This window comes from Sphingomonas sp. 28-62-20 (genome assembly GCF_002281505.1).
Genome location: NZ_NCGH01000006.1, coordinates 163,740 through 179,874, shown reverse-complemented (window position 1 = coordinate 179,874; position 16,135 = coordinate 163,740). Strand labels below are relative to the sequence as shown.

Here is a 16,135-nt window from a genome sequence, read left to right as displayed (position 1 = left end):
AAGGTTGGGATGGCAAGCAGGGCATCCTTTGCACTGAATGACGATCGGTCCGCCGGTCGTGACGAAGTGCATTTCCGGGCCAAGGGCTTCGGGCCTGATGCCAAACCGGTAGCCTTGGTGATCGTCAACATGTCCGCCATGGGGCTGATGGCGAGGTGCGAGATCAGCTATCAGCCGGGTGACCGGATCAGCATTCAACTGCCAATCTTGGGGACCGTCAGCGCCCAGATCCGGTGGTCGCTTGGCGGCCGTATCGGCTGCGAACTGGACCGGTCGATTGAGCTATCCGATTATTATGAACTGCTCGCGGTGATGCTGAAGGCGCGCTGAGGGGTCAGCCAGCCTAGCCTGACCGCAGCAGGGCCACCCCGGCATCGCGCTCGAACAAATAGAGCGCCACCCGCGCCGCCTGGCCGCGCGGACCGCTCAAGCCCCCGTCGCGATCGATCAGCAGGCGCGTATCGTCATGCGCGATCGGCAACAGCTCGCTCAGCATTTCGGGCGTCGCGAGCCGGAACTGCGCTTCACCCGATTGCCTTGTGCCCAGCAATTCGCCCGCGCCGCGCAGCCGCAAATCCTCCTCGGCGATGCGAAAGCCATCATTGGTCTCGCGCATCAAGGCGAGGCGCGCGCGCGACGTTTCGCTGAGCGCGCTGCCCCGGATCAGCAAGCAGTTGGAGGCCCCGCTGCCCCGCCCCACCCGCCCACGCAGCTGGTGGAGCTGGGCGAGCCCAAAGCGGTCCGCCGCCTCGATCACGATCAGCGTCGCATTGGGGACATCGACGCCGACTTCGATGACCGTGGTCGCGACGAGCACGCCAGTGCACCCTTCGGAAAAGGCCGCCATCACCGCGTCCTTTTCCGGCCCCTTCATCCGGCCATGGACGAGCCCGACCTTGTCGCCGAACCGCGCCCGCAACGTCTCCGCCCGCGCCTCGGCGGCGGCGAGATCGGTCTTTTCGCTTTCCTCGACCAGCGGACACACCCAATAGGCTTGCCCCCCGGCCGACAAATGCCGGCCCAGCGCGTTCACGACATCGTCGAGCCGGTCCTCGGACAAGACTCGCGTTTCGATAGGCTGACGGCCCGGCGGCATTTCGTCCAGCCGACTGACGTCCATCTCGCCATACAGCGCCAGCGTCAGCGTGCGGGGAATGGGCGTTGCGGTCATCGCCAGCAGATGCGGCGGGTGCTGGCCCTTGCCCGTCAGCAGCATCCGCTGCGCGACGCCGAAGCGGTGCTGCTCATCCACCACGACCAGCCCCAGATCCTTGTAGCCAACCGCTTCCTGGAAGATCGCATGCGTGCCAATCAGAATATCGATCGAACCGTCCGCTAGCCCCATCAGTGTCGCCTCGCGCACCCGCCCCTTGTCGCGCCCGGTGAGCACCGCAATGTTGACCGGCAGCCCGCTCAGCAACCCGCGCAGGGTCTCATAATGCTGGCGCGCAAGGATTTCGGTCGGCGCCAGAAACGCCCCCTGCGCGCCCGCCTCCACCGCCACCAGCAGCGCCATCGCCGCCACCAACGTCTTGCCCGATCCGACATCACCCTGCAGCAACCGCAGCATCGGCTGCGATTGGCGCAGATCGCCCTCGATCTCGGCAATCGAGCGTGATTGCGCCCCCGTTGGCGCATAGGGCAGGTTGAGCATCGCGCGCAGTCGTCCGTCGCCGATCAGCGCCCTGCCCTTGCGCGCCCGCGACGAGGCGCGGACCAAAGTCAGCGCGAGCTGGTTGGCGAACAGCTCGTCATAGGCCAGCCGTTCACGCGCCTTGGCATCGGACGGGTCAGCATGGATCCGCGCGAGCGCCGCGCGCCAGGCGGGCCATTGATGCTTGGCCAGCAAGCCGGGTTCGATCCATTCGGCAAGCTCGGGCGCGCGCTCCACCGCTTGCGCTGCCATTTGCCCCATCCGCTTCGAGGTCAGCCCTTCGGACAGCGGATAGATCGCCTCGCGTTCGGGCGTATCCCCCGCTTCCTCCAGCGGCAGGACATAATCGGGGTGAACGATCTGTAACTCCTGCCCGTACATTTCCAGCCGCCCCGACACACGGCGCGGCTCGCCCAACGGCAGCAACTTCTTCACCCAGCCCGAATTGCCACCGAAATAGACGAGGGACACATAATTGCCCTTGGCATCAGTCGCCTGCGCGCGGGTCGGCCCCCGGCCCGCGCTCGACCGGTACGACACAGCCGTCAGCGTAATCGCGATCGTCCGCCCGGCATCGACCATATCGAGCTCATCGCGCGCGATCCGGTCGATCCAACCGGTCGGCAGATGGAAGGCGACATCGACGACGCGGCCGAGCCCAAGCCGATCAAGCGGCTTGGCGAGCGCTGGCCCCACGCCTTTCAGCGCGGTGACTTCGGCAAAGAGTGGATTGAGGATTTCTGGCCGCATGACTATCTGGGCTGTCTTACCCCCAGCCGACGGCCCACGCAAAGGACCGTCGGCCAATCGTCGTTGGAAAGCCCATGGACCGCGCCACCCGCCTGAAACGCCTGCATTTCCGCGCGCACCACCGTGGCACCAAGGAGGCCGATTTGCTGATCGGCGGGTTCTTTGACGCGCACGGGACGGCCTGGTCGGAGGAGGAGATGGTGCTGTTCGAGGCACTTCTCGAGGAACAGGATGTCGATATCATGGCCTGGGCGATGGGGACCGATGTTGCGCCAGAGCGTTACGCGGGGTCGATATTGGCGGCGTTGAAGACGCTGAATTACGTGCCGACACTGAACTAACTCCCTCTCCCCTCCGGGGAGAGGGTGGGGTGAGGGGCCGCTAAGCAGCGCAACGCCCGAAACCGCCCCTCACCCAACCCTCTCCCCATAGGGGAGAGGGCTATAGGACCATAAATGCCCAACCTCTCGACCATCCTCGCCGCCAAGGCGCCGCTCACCCTGGCAGGCGTCCCGACCGGCTTCCTCCCCTGGCTGTTGGCCGACCTCGCGCGCGCCGCGACCACCCGCGCCGTTTTCATCGCGGCAGACGAGGCGGAGATGCGCGCGATCGCCACCGCCGCCCACTATTTCGCGCCCGAGCTCGAGACGATCAGCTTTCCCGCCTGGGACTGTCTGCCCTATGATCGCGCCTCCCCCACATTGCGCGTGATGGCCGAGCGGGTGGCGGCGCTCCATCGGCTGCAACAGCCGCGCAAAGGGCCGCAGCTGCTCGTCACCACCGCCAATGCCGCCGCGCAGCGCACGCTGACGCCGTTCCGCGTTCGGCAACTGGTCGCCACCCTCAAGCCCGGCGAGCGCATCGGCCGCGACAAGCTGGCGGGGCTCTTGCAGGCCAACGGCTATCAGCGCGTCGAGACCGTTACTGATTCGGGCGAGTTCGCGGTGCGCGGCGGGCTAGTCGATCTATTCCCGAGCGGCGAGGAGCATGGTCTGCGCCTCGATTTCTTCGGCGACGAGATCGAGAGCGTCCGCACCTTCGACCCTGCCGATCAGCGCACGACGGGCCGGGTCGAGGGCTTCACCCTCCTCCCCGCCTCCGAAGCGCTGCTCGATGAAGAGAGCGTCAAGCGCTTCCGCAGCCGCTACCGCGAACGCTTCGGCGCGAACGCGACTGGCGATCCGCTCTATCAAGCGATTTCCGAAAGCCGCCGCCTCTCTGGCATGGAGCATTGGCTACCGCTGTTCGAAGAGAAATTGACGACGCTGTTCGATCATCTCGGAGACGGCGCGATCGTGGTGCGCGATTCGGGCGTGGCGGCGGCGGCTGAATCACGGTTCGAAGCAGTGACCGACTATCATGCCAACCGCGTGCGGGCGCAATCGAGCGATCCGGGCAGCTACCGCCCGCTGCCGCCTGAAATGCTCTATCTAAAGGCCGATGAATGGGCGGAGCGGCTTCAGCAGTCGGTCGCGCACCTGGTCACGCAATTCCATGAGCCCGACAGCGCGAGCGTGATCGATTTCAACGTCGATGGCGCGAAGGATTTCGGAGCCGAGCGAGCCTCTGGCGCGAATGTCTATGAGGCGGTCGTCGCGCACATCGCCAAGCTGCGCAAAGATGGGCGCAAGCCCGTGCTCGCCAGCTATTCGGTCGGCGCGCGCGAGCGGTTGAGCGGGCTCCTTGCCGATCACGGGCTGAAGGGCGCCAAGACGGCAGAAAGCTGGCAGGAAGCGCTCGGCGTCGCTGACAAGAGCGTCGCGCTGATCGTCCTGCCGCTCGACCACGGCTTTGCCGCCCCTAGCGTCTCGGTACTGACCGAGCAGGATATGCTCGGCGACCGGCTGGTGCGGCGCGCCAAGCGCCGGAAATCAGCCGATGCCTTCCTCGCCGAACTGGCGACACTCTCTCCCGGCGATCTTGTCGTCCATGTCGATCACGGCATTGGCCGCTATACCGGGCTGACATCGATCCCGGTCGGCAACAGCCCGCATGATTGCGTCGCGCTGGAATATGCTGGTGGCGACAAGCTTTATGTGCCGGTCGAGAATATCGACGTGCTCAGCCGCTACGGCAGCGACGACGCCGCCACACTTGACAGGCTCGGCGGTGAGGCGTGGCAGCGGCGCAAGAGCCGGATGAAGGAGCGCATCCGCGAGATTGCGGGTGAACTGATCGCCATCGCTGCCGAGCGCGCTTTGCGCCCCGCCGATATCGCCGAGCCCGATGCGAGCGGCTATCCGAGCTTCGTCGATCGCTTCCCGTACGAGGAAACCGACGATCAGGACCGCGCGATCAGCGAAGTGCTTGAGGATCTGGCGGCTGGCAAGCCGATGGACCGGCTGATCGTCGGCGATGTCGGCTTCGGCAAGACCGAGATCGCGCTGCGCGGGGCGTTCGTGGCGGCAATGGCCGGGCTGCAAGTCGCTGTCGTTTGCCCCACCACCCTCCTAGCCCGCCAGCATTTCAACAATTTCGTCGCCCGGTTTGAAGGCTTCCCGCTCAAGATCGGCCGCCTCTCCCGCCTCGTTACCGCCGCCGAAGCCAAGGCGACGCGCGAGGGGCTGGAGGACGGCACGATCGACATCGTCATCGGCACCCATGCCATCCTTGCCAAGAGCGTCGGCTTCAAACGGCTGGGGCTCGTGGTGGTCGATGAGGAGCAGCGCTTCGGCGTCACTCACAAGGAGCGGCTGAAGGCACTCAAGACCGACGTTCATGTCCTCACCCTCACCGCCACGCCGATCCCGCGCACGCTGCAAATGGCGATGAGCGGCTTGCGCGAATTGTCGGTGATCCAGACTCCACCGGTCGATCGGCTCGCAGTGCGCACCTATGTGATGCCGTGGGACCCGGTTGTCCTGCGTGAGGCGTTGCTGCGCGAACATTACCGCGGCGGGCAGAGCTTCTTCGTCACCCCACGCATCGCCGACCTGCCCGATATCGAGGAATTCCTGACCAAGGAGGTCCCCGAGATCCGCTATGTCGTCGCGCACGGCCAAATGTCCCCGACCGAGGTCGAGGAACGAATGAGCGCCTTTTACGACAAGAAGTTCGAGGTGCTAGTCTCCACCACCATCGTCGAGTCCGGGCTCGACATCCCAAGCGCCAACACAATGATCATCCATCGCGCTGATCGCTTTGGCCTTGCCCAGCTCTATCAGCTGCGCGGGCGGGTCGGCCGCGCCAAGACGCGCGCCTATGCGTATCTGACAACGCCTGCTGACCGGATCGTCACCGAAACCGCCGAGAAGCGCTTGAAAGTGCTGTCGGATCTCGAAAATCTTGGGGCGGGTTTCCAGCTGGCGAGCCATGATCTCGACATTCGCGGCGCGGGCAATTTGCTCGGCGACGAACAGTCCGGCCATATCCGCGAAGTCGGCTATGAACTCTATCAGTCGATGCTCGAAGAGGCGATCATGGACGCGCGCGCGGGTGGCCTGGCCAAGCGCCCGCGCGATTTCTCACCCCAGATCACGATCGACGCGCCAATCCTGATCCCCGACGACTATGTGCCCGATCTTGATCTGCGCATGGGCCTCTACCGCCGCCTCAACGACCTCGACGAGCCGCAGGCGATCGAGGCATTCGCAGCCGAACTGATCGATCGCTTCGGCAAGCTGCCCGACGCGACCGAAAACCTCATCCGCCTGATCGAGATCAAGCTCCACGCCAAGAACGCCGGAGTCGCCAAGATCGATGTCGGCCCGCGCGGCGCCCTGGTGTCGTTCCATGATGACAAGCCGCCCAATATCCCGGGCCTGCTCGCCTATGTCGAACGCGTCGGCGCAATTGCAAAGCTGCGCCCAGACAGCAAGCTGGTGCTGACTCGCGCCTGGGGCGATCCCAAGGCGCGGCTCAACGGTGCCTTGCAGCTGGCGCGAGGGCTAGCGAAGGCGGCGGGATAGGGGTGTAGTTTCGTCTGCAATAGGATATACCCTAAGCACCTCACCGGCTTTTTGGGGAAAGTGAATTGGTGTGCTCGAATTGACCATCGGTGATCGATGGGCCCTTTTGGCCGAAACGCTACGGCAGATGATGCAAGCAAAGAGCATTGCTGAAGCGGTTGAAATCGTTCGGCCTGTCGCCCGCTCGATCGCGCAATCGGATGGCATCACCATCGTCAAAAGGATTGGCCAGGAAACCGATTATCTCGCCGAGGATACGATCGAACCGCTCTGGGCGGGGCTGCAATTCCCGATCGACAAATGTCTCGCCGGCCGGGCGATGGTCGAAGAACAGACCATTTTGGTACCTGACATCACCCAGGTCGAAAATATTCCCCTGAACGTTTACTTGGCCACCTTCATTCGCAGCCTCGTCGCCGTTCCAATTGGCGATGGACGACCGGCATATGCGATCTGCGCCTATTGGAAAGAGGCCGCGCCAATCGAAGAGGAAACACTTGCGCTGATGGAAGCGCTCGGTCGCGGCATGGGCGCTGCTTTTGCGATCATCGATGTGCTTGGTCTCGCACATGGGCAGCCGGGCGGTGCACACGCTGCCTGAAGCGGTAGCGCCTTAAGAACTGTGATCTGCAATGATGCGCCAATCGCCGCCCTCACGGCGGAAAATCAGCGTGGTCGTGCCGCTTTGGGTCTTTCCGTCGTCATAGGTCAGCAGGTAGCGGGCGATGTAGAGCACATGGGTTGGGTCAAGCAGGCGGAAATCCAGCGTCGTAAAGGTCAGCGTGCCGCGCTTGGCAGCATTGTCGAAATCATAGCGAGTTTTGTAGCGCGCCGTCATCGCTGCCTTGCCGCGGAGCACTCCCTCTTTGGTAACGAAGCTGGTTGCCGGATCGTCTGAATAGACGCGCATGAACCGTTCGACATCGCCGGCATTCCACCCGGCGGCGCTATCAGTCATCGCCTTCTCGACTGCCACCTGCTCGGGCGCTTGCGCGATGGCCGGAGCCGCAAGCGCAATCGCGGCGATGGCGAAGAAAACGGGGCTGCGCATCGTCATTCTCCTTGTATTGCCACCAGCGCCTCAAGCGCCGCCACATCAAGCGGCTCTGCGCACAGGAACCCCTGATAATATTGGCAGCCTTCCTTGGCGAGCAGGTCCAGCTGTTCCTCGGTCTCCACCCCTTCGGCAATCACCGCCAGACCGAGCGAGCGCGCCATGTCGATCACGCCGCGCACCACGATCCGGTCGCGGGTCGATCCGGCAATGTCCTGCGCCAGCTTCTTGTCAATCTTGAGATAATCGAGCGGTAGCGCCTTTAGATAGGCTAGGCTCGAATAGCCCGTCCCAAAATCATCAATCGCGACCCGGCAGCCAGCACTGCGCAGCGAAGCGAGCAGCATCGCGGCGATGCCCAAATCCTCAATCAGCCCGCTTTCGGTGATTTCCACCGTCAGGCGGCTGCGCGGAAAACCGCTGCTATCGACCCGATCGAGAAAAATATCAGCAAAGCCCGGCCGGGCGATATCGGCCGCCGTCAGGTTGAGCGACAAGCGGAGGCGCGACAGATTTTTCGGCCAGCCTGCGGCACGCGCAAGCACGATCCGCTGGATATGATCCGACAGACCAATGACCAGATCGGCGCGATCGGCGGCGGCGAACAAGGTCTCCGCGCCCAATGCACCCATCACCGGATGGTCCCAGCGCGCCAACGCCTCCACGCCAGTAATGTCGCCGGTCGCAATCGCCACCTGGGGCTGGAACACAATGTCGATTTCGCCCTGGTCCATCGCCCGCCGAAGATCGACCGCAAGCATATCGATTGGCGCGCCTTCCTGGCCCTCACGACGCGCTGTCTGGATCGTCAGACTGTCAGACGCCTTGGCCTCGGCCAGTGCCTCGCTTGCGCGGCGCAGCAACATGCCAGTGGTGTCGCCCTCCTCTGCCGGGGCAATCCCGATCCGGCAGCCCAATACCGCCACCGCGCCACCCGTGACGAAGGGGCGGGACAGCGCCTCCGCAATCCGGCCAGCGACGAGTTCAACCCGCGCTGGGCTATCAGCTGCCGCGACCAGAAATTCAGATCCCCCCAGCCGCGCGACAATGGCAGCGCGACCCAGCAGTTCAGCGGCAATTTCGTCGATTCGCTTTTGGGCAGTGCGCAGCAGCGCATCGCCCGCGCTGCGGCCATAGGCGCTGTTGACGATGTCGAACCGGTTGAGCGCGATCAGCATCACTTGGACCGGCGGATCGCTAGGATCGGCAAGCTTGCGGTCGAGCCAGCGCCGCGCACTCGCTGCATCGCGCACCCCCGATAACGCCTCACGCAGCACATTGGCGGGATCGGGGATCGACGTGAGCCGTTCGATCACGGCGTCGATATGGCCAGTTTCGGGATCGATTGTGAGGTGCTGAACCATCCGGCCCAGCCCGGCAATATCATGGGCAAAAGCGGTGGTAGCACCGGTTTCCAGCAGCCGCCGCAGCGCGCGGAGTGCGATTGGTCGGTCGGCCGGCGCAAGCTGCCTCAACAGGCCAAGGGCAGAAGGGCTTTCGCCCGCAACGAGCAGATCAGCGAAAGCTGGGGTCAGCAACACAGCCCGTTCTTGCCGGTCAAAACGCCAGCCCAACGGTTCGGTCGATCCTATTTTGGGGTGCCAATCGCCCGCCATCCGTTCCGCATGCCGGGCGGCAAAGCGCAGGGTTTGAATAAATTCATGCTCGCTATGCGGGCTGGACAGAAAATGAGTGGCGCCAGCATCATATAAAGTGCCGATTTCCCCAACATCGCCGCGCGAGACCAGCACAAGCAACGCCCCACCATTGGCGGCAATCACATCGCCCAGTGCCGCCACGGCCGCCAGCCCATCCCCCAGCGCCCCGCGCGCATCAATCACCGCGACCTGCGCCCCGCTCGCCAGATAGCGCCGTTCCGCGCCATCGGCGCGACGCGCGGCGATCACTTGCCAGCCGCCACGCGTGGCCAGCGCTGCCAATTCGTCACGCTGGCGGAACGACAAGACAAAAAGGGCGGATGCCGCTGCCGGTCGCTGGCAGGTTTCTGGATCATTGGCGGCCACGGGGCTGGTCATGCGATCAAGCCTAGCCCGCGCTGGTGACTTCGCCAATCCGCAAACGGCGCGCCGCTGCACTGCCAACACGGTTGAGGGTTGTTTGCATCGGCGTGAAGGCTTAGCTCGTGACCCATGTCTTGCGCCTCCCCTCTTATCGACAGCTTTGGTCGCACGATCAGCTATCTGCGGATATCGGTAACGGATCGCTGCGATCTGCGCTGCCGTTATTGCATGGCAGAGGAAATGACCTTTCTGCCCAAGGCCAAATTGCTGAGTCTGGAAGAAATCGCCATCATCGCCGAGCGATTCATCGCGCGGGGCGTGACCAAGATCAGGCTCAGCGGCGGCGAACCATTGGTGCGGCGCGATGTGGTCGAATTAACGCGGCGGCTGGGTCGGCATGTGGGTGCGACCACGGGTCCGCGGCTGGACGAGCTGACGATGACCACCAACGGCACCCGGCTGCGCGAGCATGCGGCCGATCTCGCGGCGGCCGGTATCCACAGGATCAATGTCAGCCTAGATAGCCGCGATCCCGACATCTTCCGCCACATCACCCGCCATGGCGATGTCGCGCAGGTGCTGGACGGCATTTCAGCGGCGAAACAAGCCGGGTTGGCAATCAAGATCAACATGGTGGCGCTGAATGGCCTTAATGAGAACGAGATCGCGCCGATGCTTTCCTGGTGTGGGGCAGAAGGCTTTGATCTGTCGTTGATCGAAACCATGCCACTAGGCGCCATCGACGAAGACCGCGCGGACCGCTTCCTGCCACTGACCAAAGTGTTCGACGATCTCTCGACCAAATTTGATCTCACCCGCGACGATCATCGCAGCGGCGGGCCCGCGCGCTATTGGCGGGTCGGCGGCAGCGACGCGCGCCTTGGCCTGATTTCGCCCTTGACCAATAATTTCTGCGATGGCTGCAACCGCGTGCGGCTGACGACCGAGGGAAAGCTGTACATGTGTCTCGGCCAAAATGATCAGGTTGACCTGAAGGCTGTGCTTCAGACGGAAGGCGTTGCCGGATTAGATGCAGCTCTTGATGAAGCGATGCGCCTCAAACCAGCGCGGCATGATTTTCAGATTGAGCGCGGTGCCGCCCCGGCGGTTGCCCGTCATATGAGCGTGACCGGCGGATGAGCCGCTATGAACGGCGGGCGCTGGTCGTCTCGCCAACCGCCCAAGCGCAGGCCGCCGCGCATGAGCTTCGCCATAATTATGATTGGGTCCCGATCAATCAGGCCGACATGATCATCGCACTCGGCGGTGATGGCTTCATGCTCCAGGCGCTGCACAGCCAACTGGAAAGCGCGCGCGACCCGCTCCCCGTATTCGGCATGAATCTGGGCACGATCGGTTTTTTGATGAACGAATGGCGGCTGGAGGGGCTCGACGGGCGACTGGACCGCTGCAAGGCGTTCAAAGTGACGCCGCTGCGGATGGTGGCGGAGACGATTGCGGGTGAACGCCATTCGGTGCCAGCAATCAACGAAGTGTCGCTGCTGCGCGAAACGCGGGAGACCGCCAAGATTGAAGTGACCGTCAATGATCGCATCGTCATCCCGGAATTGGTCTGCGACGGCATCCTGGCCGCCACGCCTGCGGGATCGACTGCCTATAACTTCTCCGCGCAAGGGCCGATTCTACCGCTTGGCTCGGCGCTGACCGCGCTGACGCCGATCAGCGCGTTTCGCCCGCGGCGGTGGCGCGGGGCGATTTTGCCCGACAAGGCGCGGATCTCGCTGCGCGTGCTGGAACCTGCCAAGCGCCCGGTCAGCGCCGTTGCCGACCAGCGTGAAATTCGTGATGTCGCCCGGGTCGATATCGCCATGGACCGCAGCCGCGAACTCACCTTGTTGTTCGATCCCGAACATGCGCTCGACGATCGCATCACGATGGAGCAATTCATCTCCTGAGTGGCACTCGCCCAGGGCATTGTCTGGGCATTGTCCGGGCAATCGCGCAAAACCCGCGAAACAGGGGTTGCATCCGCTGCCGACGGGTAATAGAGCCTCGCTTCGCTATTCCCTGATAGCTCAGCGGTAGAGTAGGTGACTGTTAATCACTTGGTCGTTGGTTCGAATCCAACTCAGGGAGCCACTTCTTTCCTCCGGACCGATCCGGGCGTTGCCAGCACGCCCCTACCCGCCCTAGGGTGACGGTCATGAGCCGATGCGATAATCGGCCACGGGGAGAAGAAATCATGCGCCACACTGCCGCCCTTTGCACCGCGTCATTATTCGCCGCCTTGCTGCTCGCTGGCTGCTCAACCGGACCCAAGACCGATGCACAGGGCTTTGTGGTCGATCCCGATTTTGAAAAAAAGCTGCAGGAGCAATTGCTTGATGCAAAGCCCGGCACGGTAGTGACCATCCCGGCGGGCAAATATGCCCTGACGCGCAGCCTGAGCGTCGCCGTGCCCGGCGTGACGATCAAGGGCGCGGGGATGGACAAATCGATTCTGTCCTTCGCGCGCCAGACATCGGGGGCGGAAGGTCTGCTGGTCACCGGGGATGATTTCACACTGGAAGACGTCGCGCTTGAAGACAGCAAGGGCGACGCGCTCAAAATCAATGGCACCAAAAACGCCGTCATGCGCCGCGTCCGGGCGGAATGGACCGGCGGCTCCAAAACCTCGAACGGCGCTTACGGCCTTTATCCGGTCCAGGTCACGAACGTGCTGATCGAGGACAGTGTGGTAAAGGGCGCGTCCGATGCCGGGATTTATGTCGGCCAATCGAGCAACATCATCGTCCGCAACAACCGCGCCGAGGGCAATGTTGCAGGCATCGAGATCGAAAACTCGACCGCTGCGGACGTCTATGGCAATGTCGTCACGGGCAATACCGGCGGCATCTTGGTGTTCAACATGCCCGATCTGCCCGTGCCCGGCAGCAGGACGCGGGTGTTCAAGAACCAGGTGGTCGCCAACAACCTCGCCAATTTCGCCACCAAGGGCACGGCCGTTGCGTCGGTACCGCCAGGATCAGGCGTGATCGTCAATTCAAACGACGATGTTGAGATTTTCGACAATGATTTGAAGGACAACCAGACCGCCAATGTGATCATTTCCAGCTTCTACTCGCTGGGCTTCGAGGCGACACGCGGGATTGCGGCGGCCTATGATCCCTTTCCGGAAAATGTTTATGTCACAGGCAACCGCATTTCAGGCGGCGGCACTGAGCCGGGCGCTAAATATGCGCCATTAAAAGCACTGGGCGGCGGCGCGCTGCCCGCGGTCCTTTGGGACGGCTTCGCCAACCCCAAGATCGCAAAGCCCGGCATTTGCGTGCAAAATGGCGATGCCAAGGTGCTGAATGTCGATGGGCCCAACAAATCCGCCAATCCGCATATCGACACGGGCCTCGATTGCGCACCGGCCACGCGGCTGCCCGAAATCACGCTTCCGGCCATGATGACCAAGGGCTGAGCGTTTCATGATCCGTGCCCTGGTTACCCTGATGATCGCGTTAGCGCTTGGCGCGTGCGCGAGCCATCCGGCGGCGATTACTTTTCATGCCAATGAGAATCCGGAGTCGCTGGCGGACTGGGGCTTATTCGACGTGAAAGACGGCCACATCGCGCCGCGCGCTGGCCTTGTCAGCTACGAACTCGCAACGCCGTTGTTCAGCGATTACGCCCAAAAATGGCGCGCGGTGTTCGTCCCCAAGGGGATGAGCGCGCACTATGATCCGGTGAAGACCTTCGACTTTCCGGTCGGCACGATCATCGCCAAGACTTTCTATTATGCCACTCCGGTTGGCACTGCGCCCGGCACAAGCGAACATGTGCTGAAGGTCACGCCCGCAGGCTATCAGCCAGGCGACAAGGGGCTCGACCTCAGCCATGCCCGAATGATCGAAACCCGGCTGCTGGTGAAGCGCGCGGACGGCTGGCAGGCGCTGCCCTATGTCTGGAACGCAGAGCAGACCGAGGCGACGCTCCAGCGCACGGGGGCTGAAATTCCGCTGGTTTTTGATGATGCTGGCAAATCTACCCGCTTCACCTACACCGTCCCCAATGTGAACCAATGCGCCGGCTGCCACGCCACCGACCGGACCAAGACGCTGATGCCGATTGGCCCCAAGGCACGCCATCTGAACCGCGATTTTCCAGGCATCGGTGGCGACATCAACCAACTCACACGGCTCACAAAGATCGGCTATCTCTCGGGCGCGCCCTCACCCGCTACCGCACCCCGCGATGCCCGCTTCACTGATCTAACGGCCAGTATCGACGCCCGCGCCCGCGCCTATCTCGATATCAACTGCGCGCATTGCCACAGCGCCACCGGCCCGGCCCGCGTTTCCGGCCTTTGGCTCGATTCACCGACAATCGACATGCGCAAGCTCGGCACGTGCAAACCGCCAATCGCCGCCGGCACGGGTACGGGCAACCGCGTTTACAGCATTGTCCCCGGCCATCCCGAGCAATCGATCATGGCCTATCGGCTGGAAAGCGATAATCCCGGCGAAATGATGCCCGAAAATGGCCGCAGCCTGACGCATGCCGAGGGCGTGGCGCTGATCAAGCAATGGATCGCCGGGTTGAAGGGCGGATGTGAGGCTGGAGCTTAGGACAGCGCCTTTTTCAACAGATCATTAACGACCCCCGGATTGGCCTTGCCGCCCATCGCCTTCATCGTCTGGCCGACGAAGAACCCGAATAACTTGTCCTTGCCGCCGCGATAATCGGCGACCTTGTCGGCATTGGCGGCCATTACCTCGGCAATCACCGCTTCGATTGCGCCGGTGTCGCTGGTCTGCTTGAGCCCGCGCTCTTCAACGATCACGCCGGCGCCCTGCCCGGTCTCCAGCATGATTTCGAACACCTGCTTGGCCAGGCTGCCCGACAAGGTGCCATCGGCGACCAGCCCCAGCAACTCTGCGGCCTGTGGCGGGGTTACCGGCGAATTGGCGATATCCTTTCCGAGCCGGTTGAGCGCGCCGAACAGTTCCGACGTCACCCAGTTCGCGCCCGCCACCGCTGGCGATCCCGCTTCGAGCAGCGCATCGAACCAGCGCGCGGCATCGACGTCCGCCGTCAGCACAGCGGCGGCATAAGGCGTAATCCCCAGTGCCTCATAGCGTTTGCGCTTGGCATCGGGCAGTTCGGGCAGGCTGGCGCGGCACTCGGCAAGGAAATCATCCTCCAGCACCAATGGCAGCAGGTCCGGATCGGGGAAATAGCGATAATCATGCGCGTCTTCCTTTGACCGCATCGACCGCGTCTCGTTGCGATCGGGATCATAGAGCCGCGTTTCCTGGACGATCCGCCCGCCATCTTCGAGCACCGCGATCTGGCGCTTCGCTTCCTGCTCGACCACCGCCATCACGAAGCGCACCGAGTTGACGTTCTTGGTCTCAGTGCGCGTGCCGAGCGTCGTATCGCCCACCTTGCGCACGCTGACATTCACGTCAGCGCGCATCGATCCCTGATCCATATTGCCGTCGCAAGACCCGACATAGCGCAGGATCGACCGCAGCTTCGATAGATACGCTCCCGCTTCCTGCGGGGAGGTCATGTCGGGTTTGGACACGATCTCCATCAGCGCGACGCCCGACCGGTTGAGGTCGACATAGCTGCGCGTCGGGTGCTGATCATGCATCAACTTACCCGCATCCTGCTCGACATGGATGCGCTCGACCCCGATCCGCTTGGTCGCGGCATCGGGGTTCTTGTCGTCAAGGCTGATCATGATCGCGCCCTCCCCCACGATCGGGTGGTAGAGCTGGCTGATCTGATAGCCCTGCGGCAGATCGGCGTAGAAGTAATTTTTCCGGTCGAACCGCGACCATTTGTTGATCTGCGCCTCGATCGCCATGCCGGTGCGCACCGCCTGGCGGATGCACTCGCGGTTGGGCACCGGGAGCATGCCAGGCATCGCGGCATCGACGAGGCTCACCTGCGTGTTGGGCTCGGCCCCGAAGGCGGTCGCCGCTCCCGAGAACAGCTTGGCGTTGGACGTCACCTGGGCATGGACTTCGAGGCCGACAACGACCTCCCAATCGCCGGTGGCGCCGGAGAGGGTGTACTGGGGGGATGCGTCAGCCATGATCAGTCTCGGGTGTGATAAGGGTGAGTTCGGGAAAATATTGGCGGTAACGACGCGGATCACGGGTGATCAAGGGTTGTCGCTCAGTCACTGCATGCGCACCGATCAGGAAGTCGGCAAGCAGTTTTTCGCGGGTGCCCCCCGCCCGACGATAAACCGCTTGTGCCAAGCCGGCGCGTAAGCCCGCCTCAACCGTCAGCGCTTGAGGTTCAATCTCGAAAACAGCGAGTTGCGTCATGATTTCGGCTTCCCCAGTACCGCGCGCGACCAGTTCACCCAGCACAATTGCACTGGTCGTCAGCCCGTCTGAGACCAATCGAGCCAATGTGCCAACCGACCACTCGAACCACTCACCATCCTCTTCACGCAGATCGACGATGATATTGGTATCCACCATCATGGCGGAAACGGATCGTCGCCGCGAATGTCGCGCATGATCTCATCCGTCGGTCGGCCTTCCCGCAGATGCGCGAACCGTCGCGACACTTCACGAACGCGGGTCTTGTAGGCTTCGATCTCGGCGGCGCGATCACGCACCGGACGGCGAATCACAGCCTCACCCGCATCATTCCAGTCGAATTCGACAGGTTCCCCGGGTTTCAAGCCAAGCGCGTCACGGACATCCTTCGGGATCGTGACCTGCCCCTTCACGGTTAGGTTGCTTTGCTTGCTCATAACTCAAGTATTACCATT

At 63.0% G+C, this 16,135-nt stretch carries 14 protein-coding genes and 1 tRNA gene; 9 read left to right on the top strand and 6 right to left on the bottom strand.

Translation table 11 applies throughout. The features are described from left to right. The first annotated feature begins 9 nt into the window (after positions 1-9). Positions 10-330 (top strand): PilZ domain-containing protein, encoded by a 321-nt coding sequence (locus B7Y43_RS06490; RefSeq protein WP_374130802.1) that lies wholly within the window; start codon positions 10-12, stop codon positions 328-330. A gap of 13 nt (positions 331-343) precedes the next feature. On the opposite strand, the gene recG is transcribed toward B7Y43_RS06490, so the two are convergent. Continuing rightward, positions 344-2,404 (bottom strand): ATP-dependent DNA helicase RecG, encoded by a 2,061-nt coding sequence (recG, locus tag B7Y43_RS06485; protein ID WP_374130801.1) that lies wholly within the window; start codon positions 2,402-2,404, stop codon positions 344-346. A 74-nt stretch (positions 2,405-2,478) separates the two neighbouring features. On the opposite strand from recG, the gene B7Y43_RS06480 reads away from it, so the two are divergent. The 3 genes from B7Y43_RS06480 to B7Y43_RS06470 all read left to right on the top strand — a co-directional run bounded on the left by B7Y43_RS06480 (position 2,479) and on the right by B7Y43_RS06470 (position 6,913). Further along, the gene (locus B7Y43_RS06480) at positions 2,479-2,745 is read left to right on the top strand and encodes a succinate dehydrogenase assembly factor 2 (RefSeq protein ID WP_374130800.1); all 267 of its coding nucleotides are present in this window, start codon (positions 2,479-2,481) and stop codon (positions 2,743-2,745) included. 114 nt (positions 2,746-2,859) lie between these two features. Continuing rightward, entirely contained in the window at positions 2,860-6,312 is a 3,453-nt protein-coding gene (gene mfd, locus B7Y43_RS06475; RefSeq protein ID WP_374130799.1) for a transcription-repair coupling factor, read from the top strand. A 127-nt stretch (positions 6,313-6,439) separates the two neighbouring features. Next, entirely contained in the window at positions 6,440-6,913 is a 474-nt protein-coding gene (locus B7Y43_RS06470; protein WP_374130798.1) for a GAF domain-containing protein, read from the top strand. A 12-nt stretch (positions 6,914-6,925) separates the two neighbouring features. Here the strand turns inward: B7Y43_RS06470 and B7Y43_RS06465 are convergent, their stop codons facing one another. Further along, the gene (locus tag B7Y43_RS06465) at positions 6,926-7,363 is read right to left on the bottom strand and encodes an SgcJ/EcaC family oxidoreductase (RefSeq protein ID WP_374130797.1); all 438 of its coding nucleotides are present in this window, start codon (positions 7,361-7,363) and stop codon (positions 6,926-6,928) included. Positions 7,364-7,365: 2 nt separating this feature from the next. Next, entirely contained in the window at positions 7,366-9,402 is a 2,037-nt protein-coding gene (locus B7Y43_RS06460) for a bifunctional diguanylate cyclase/phosphodiesterase (protein ID WP_374130796.1), read from the bottom strand. 114 nt (positions 9,403-9,516) lie between these two features. On the opposite strand from B7Y43_RS06460, the gene moaA reads away from it, so the two are divergent. The 5 genes from moaA to B7Y43_RS06435 all read left to right on the top strand — a co-directional run bounded on the left by moaA (position 9,517) and on the right by B7Y43_RS06435 (position 13,964). Further along, positions 9,517-10,527 carry a GTP 3',8-cyclase MoaA gene (gene moaA / locus B7Y43_RS06455; protein ID WP_374130795.1) on the top strand — a complete coding sequence of 337 codons (1,011 nt, stop codon included), beginning with the start codon at positions 9,517-9,519 and terminating at the stop codon, positions 10,525-10,527. Continuing rightward, a complete protein-coding gene (locus B7Y43_RS06450) occupies positions 10,524-11,303 on the top strand; it encodes an NAD kinase (protein ID WP_374130794.1) in 780 nt (259 codons plus the stop codon). Before moaA ends, B7Y43_RS06450 begins: the two co-directional genes overlap by 4 nt. A 109-nt stretch (positions 11,304-11,412) precedes the next feature. Beyond that, positions 11,413-11,487: transfer RNA gene (locus B7Y43_RS06445), tRNA-Asn, on the top strand. 103 nt (positions 11,488-11,590) lie between these two features. Beyond that, positions 11,591-12,817: a parallel beta-helix domain-containing protein gene (locus B7Y43_RS06440; protein ID WP_374130793.1), complete on the top strand. Its 1,227-nt coding sequence runs from the start codon at positions 11,591-11,593 to the stop codon at positions 12,815-12,817. A gap of 7 nt (positions 12,818-12,824) precedes the next feature. Then, complete coding sequence (locus tag B7Y43_RS06435) at positions 12,825-13,964, top strand: SO2930 family diheme c-type cytochrome (RefSeq protein ID WP_374130792.1); 1,140 nt, start codon at positions 12,825-12,827, stop codon at positions 13,962-13,964. Here B7Y43_RS06435 and gatB read toward each other — a convergent pair. Genes gatB through B7Y43_RS06420 form a run of 3 tightly spaced genes read right to left on the bottom strand, consistent with a single transcriptional unit; the run spans position 13,961 to position 16,093 of the window. Further along, positions 13,961-15,442 (bottom strand): Asp-tRNA(Asn)/Glu-tRNA(Gln) amidotransferase subunit GatB, encoded by a 1,482-nt coding sequence (gatB, locus tag B7Y43_RS06430; protein ID WP_374130791.1) that lies wholly within the window; start codon positions 15,440-15,442, stop codon positions 13,961-13,963. The two genes, B7Y43_RS06435 and gatB, sit on opposite strands and share 4 nt — an antisense overlap. Then, on the bottom strand, positions 15,435-15,842 hold the full coding sequence (locus tag B7Y43_RS06425; RefSeq protein ID WP_374130790.1) for a type II toxin-antitoxin system VapC family toxin: 408 nt from the start codon (positions 15,840-15,842) through the stop codon (positions 15,435-15,437). The genes gatB and B7Y43_RS06425 overlap by 8 nt, the downstream gene beginning before the upstream one ends. Further along, positions 15,839-16,093, bottom strand: coding sequence for an AbrB/MazE/SpoVT family DNA-binding domain-containing protein (locus B7Y43_RS06420; RefSeq protein WP_374130789.1), 255 nt, complete (start codon positions 16,091-16,093; stop codon positions 15,839-15,841). The genes B7Y43_RS06425 and B7Y43_RS06420 overlap by 4 nt, the downstream gene beginning before the upstream one ends. Positions 16,094-16,135: the final 42 nt, after the last annotated feature.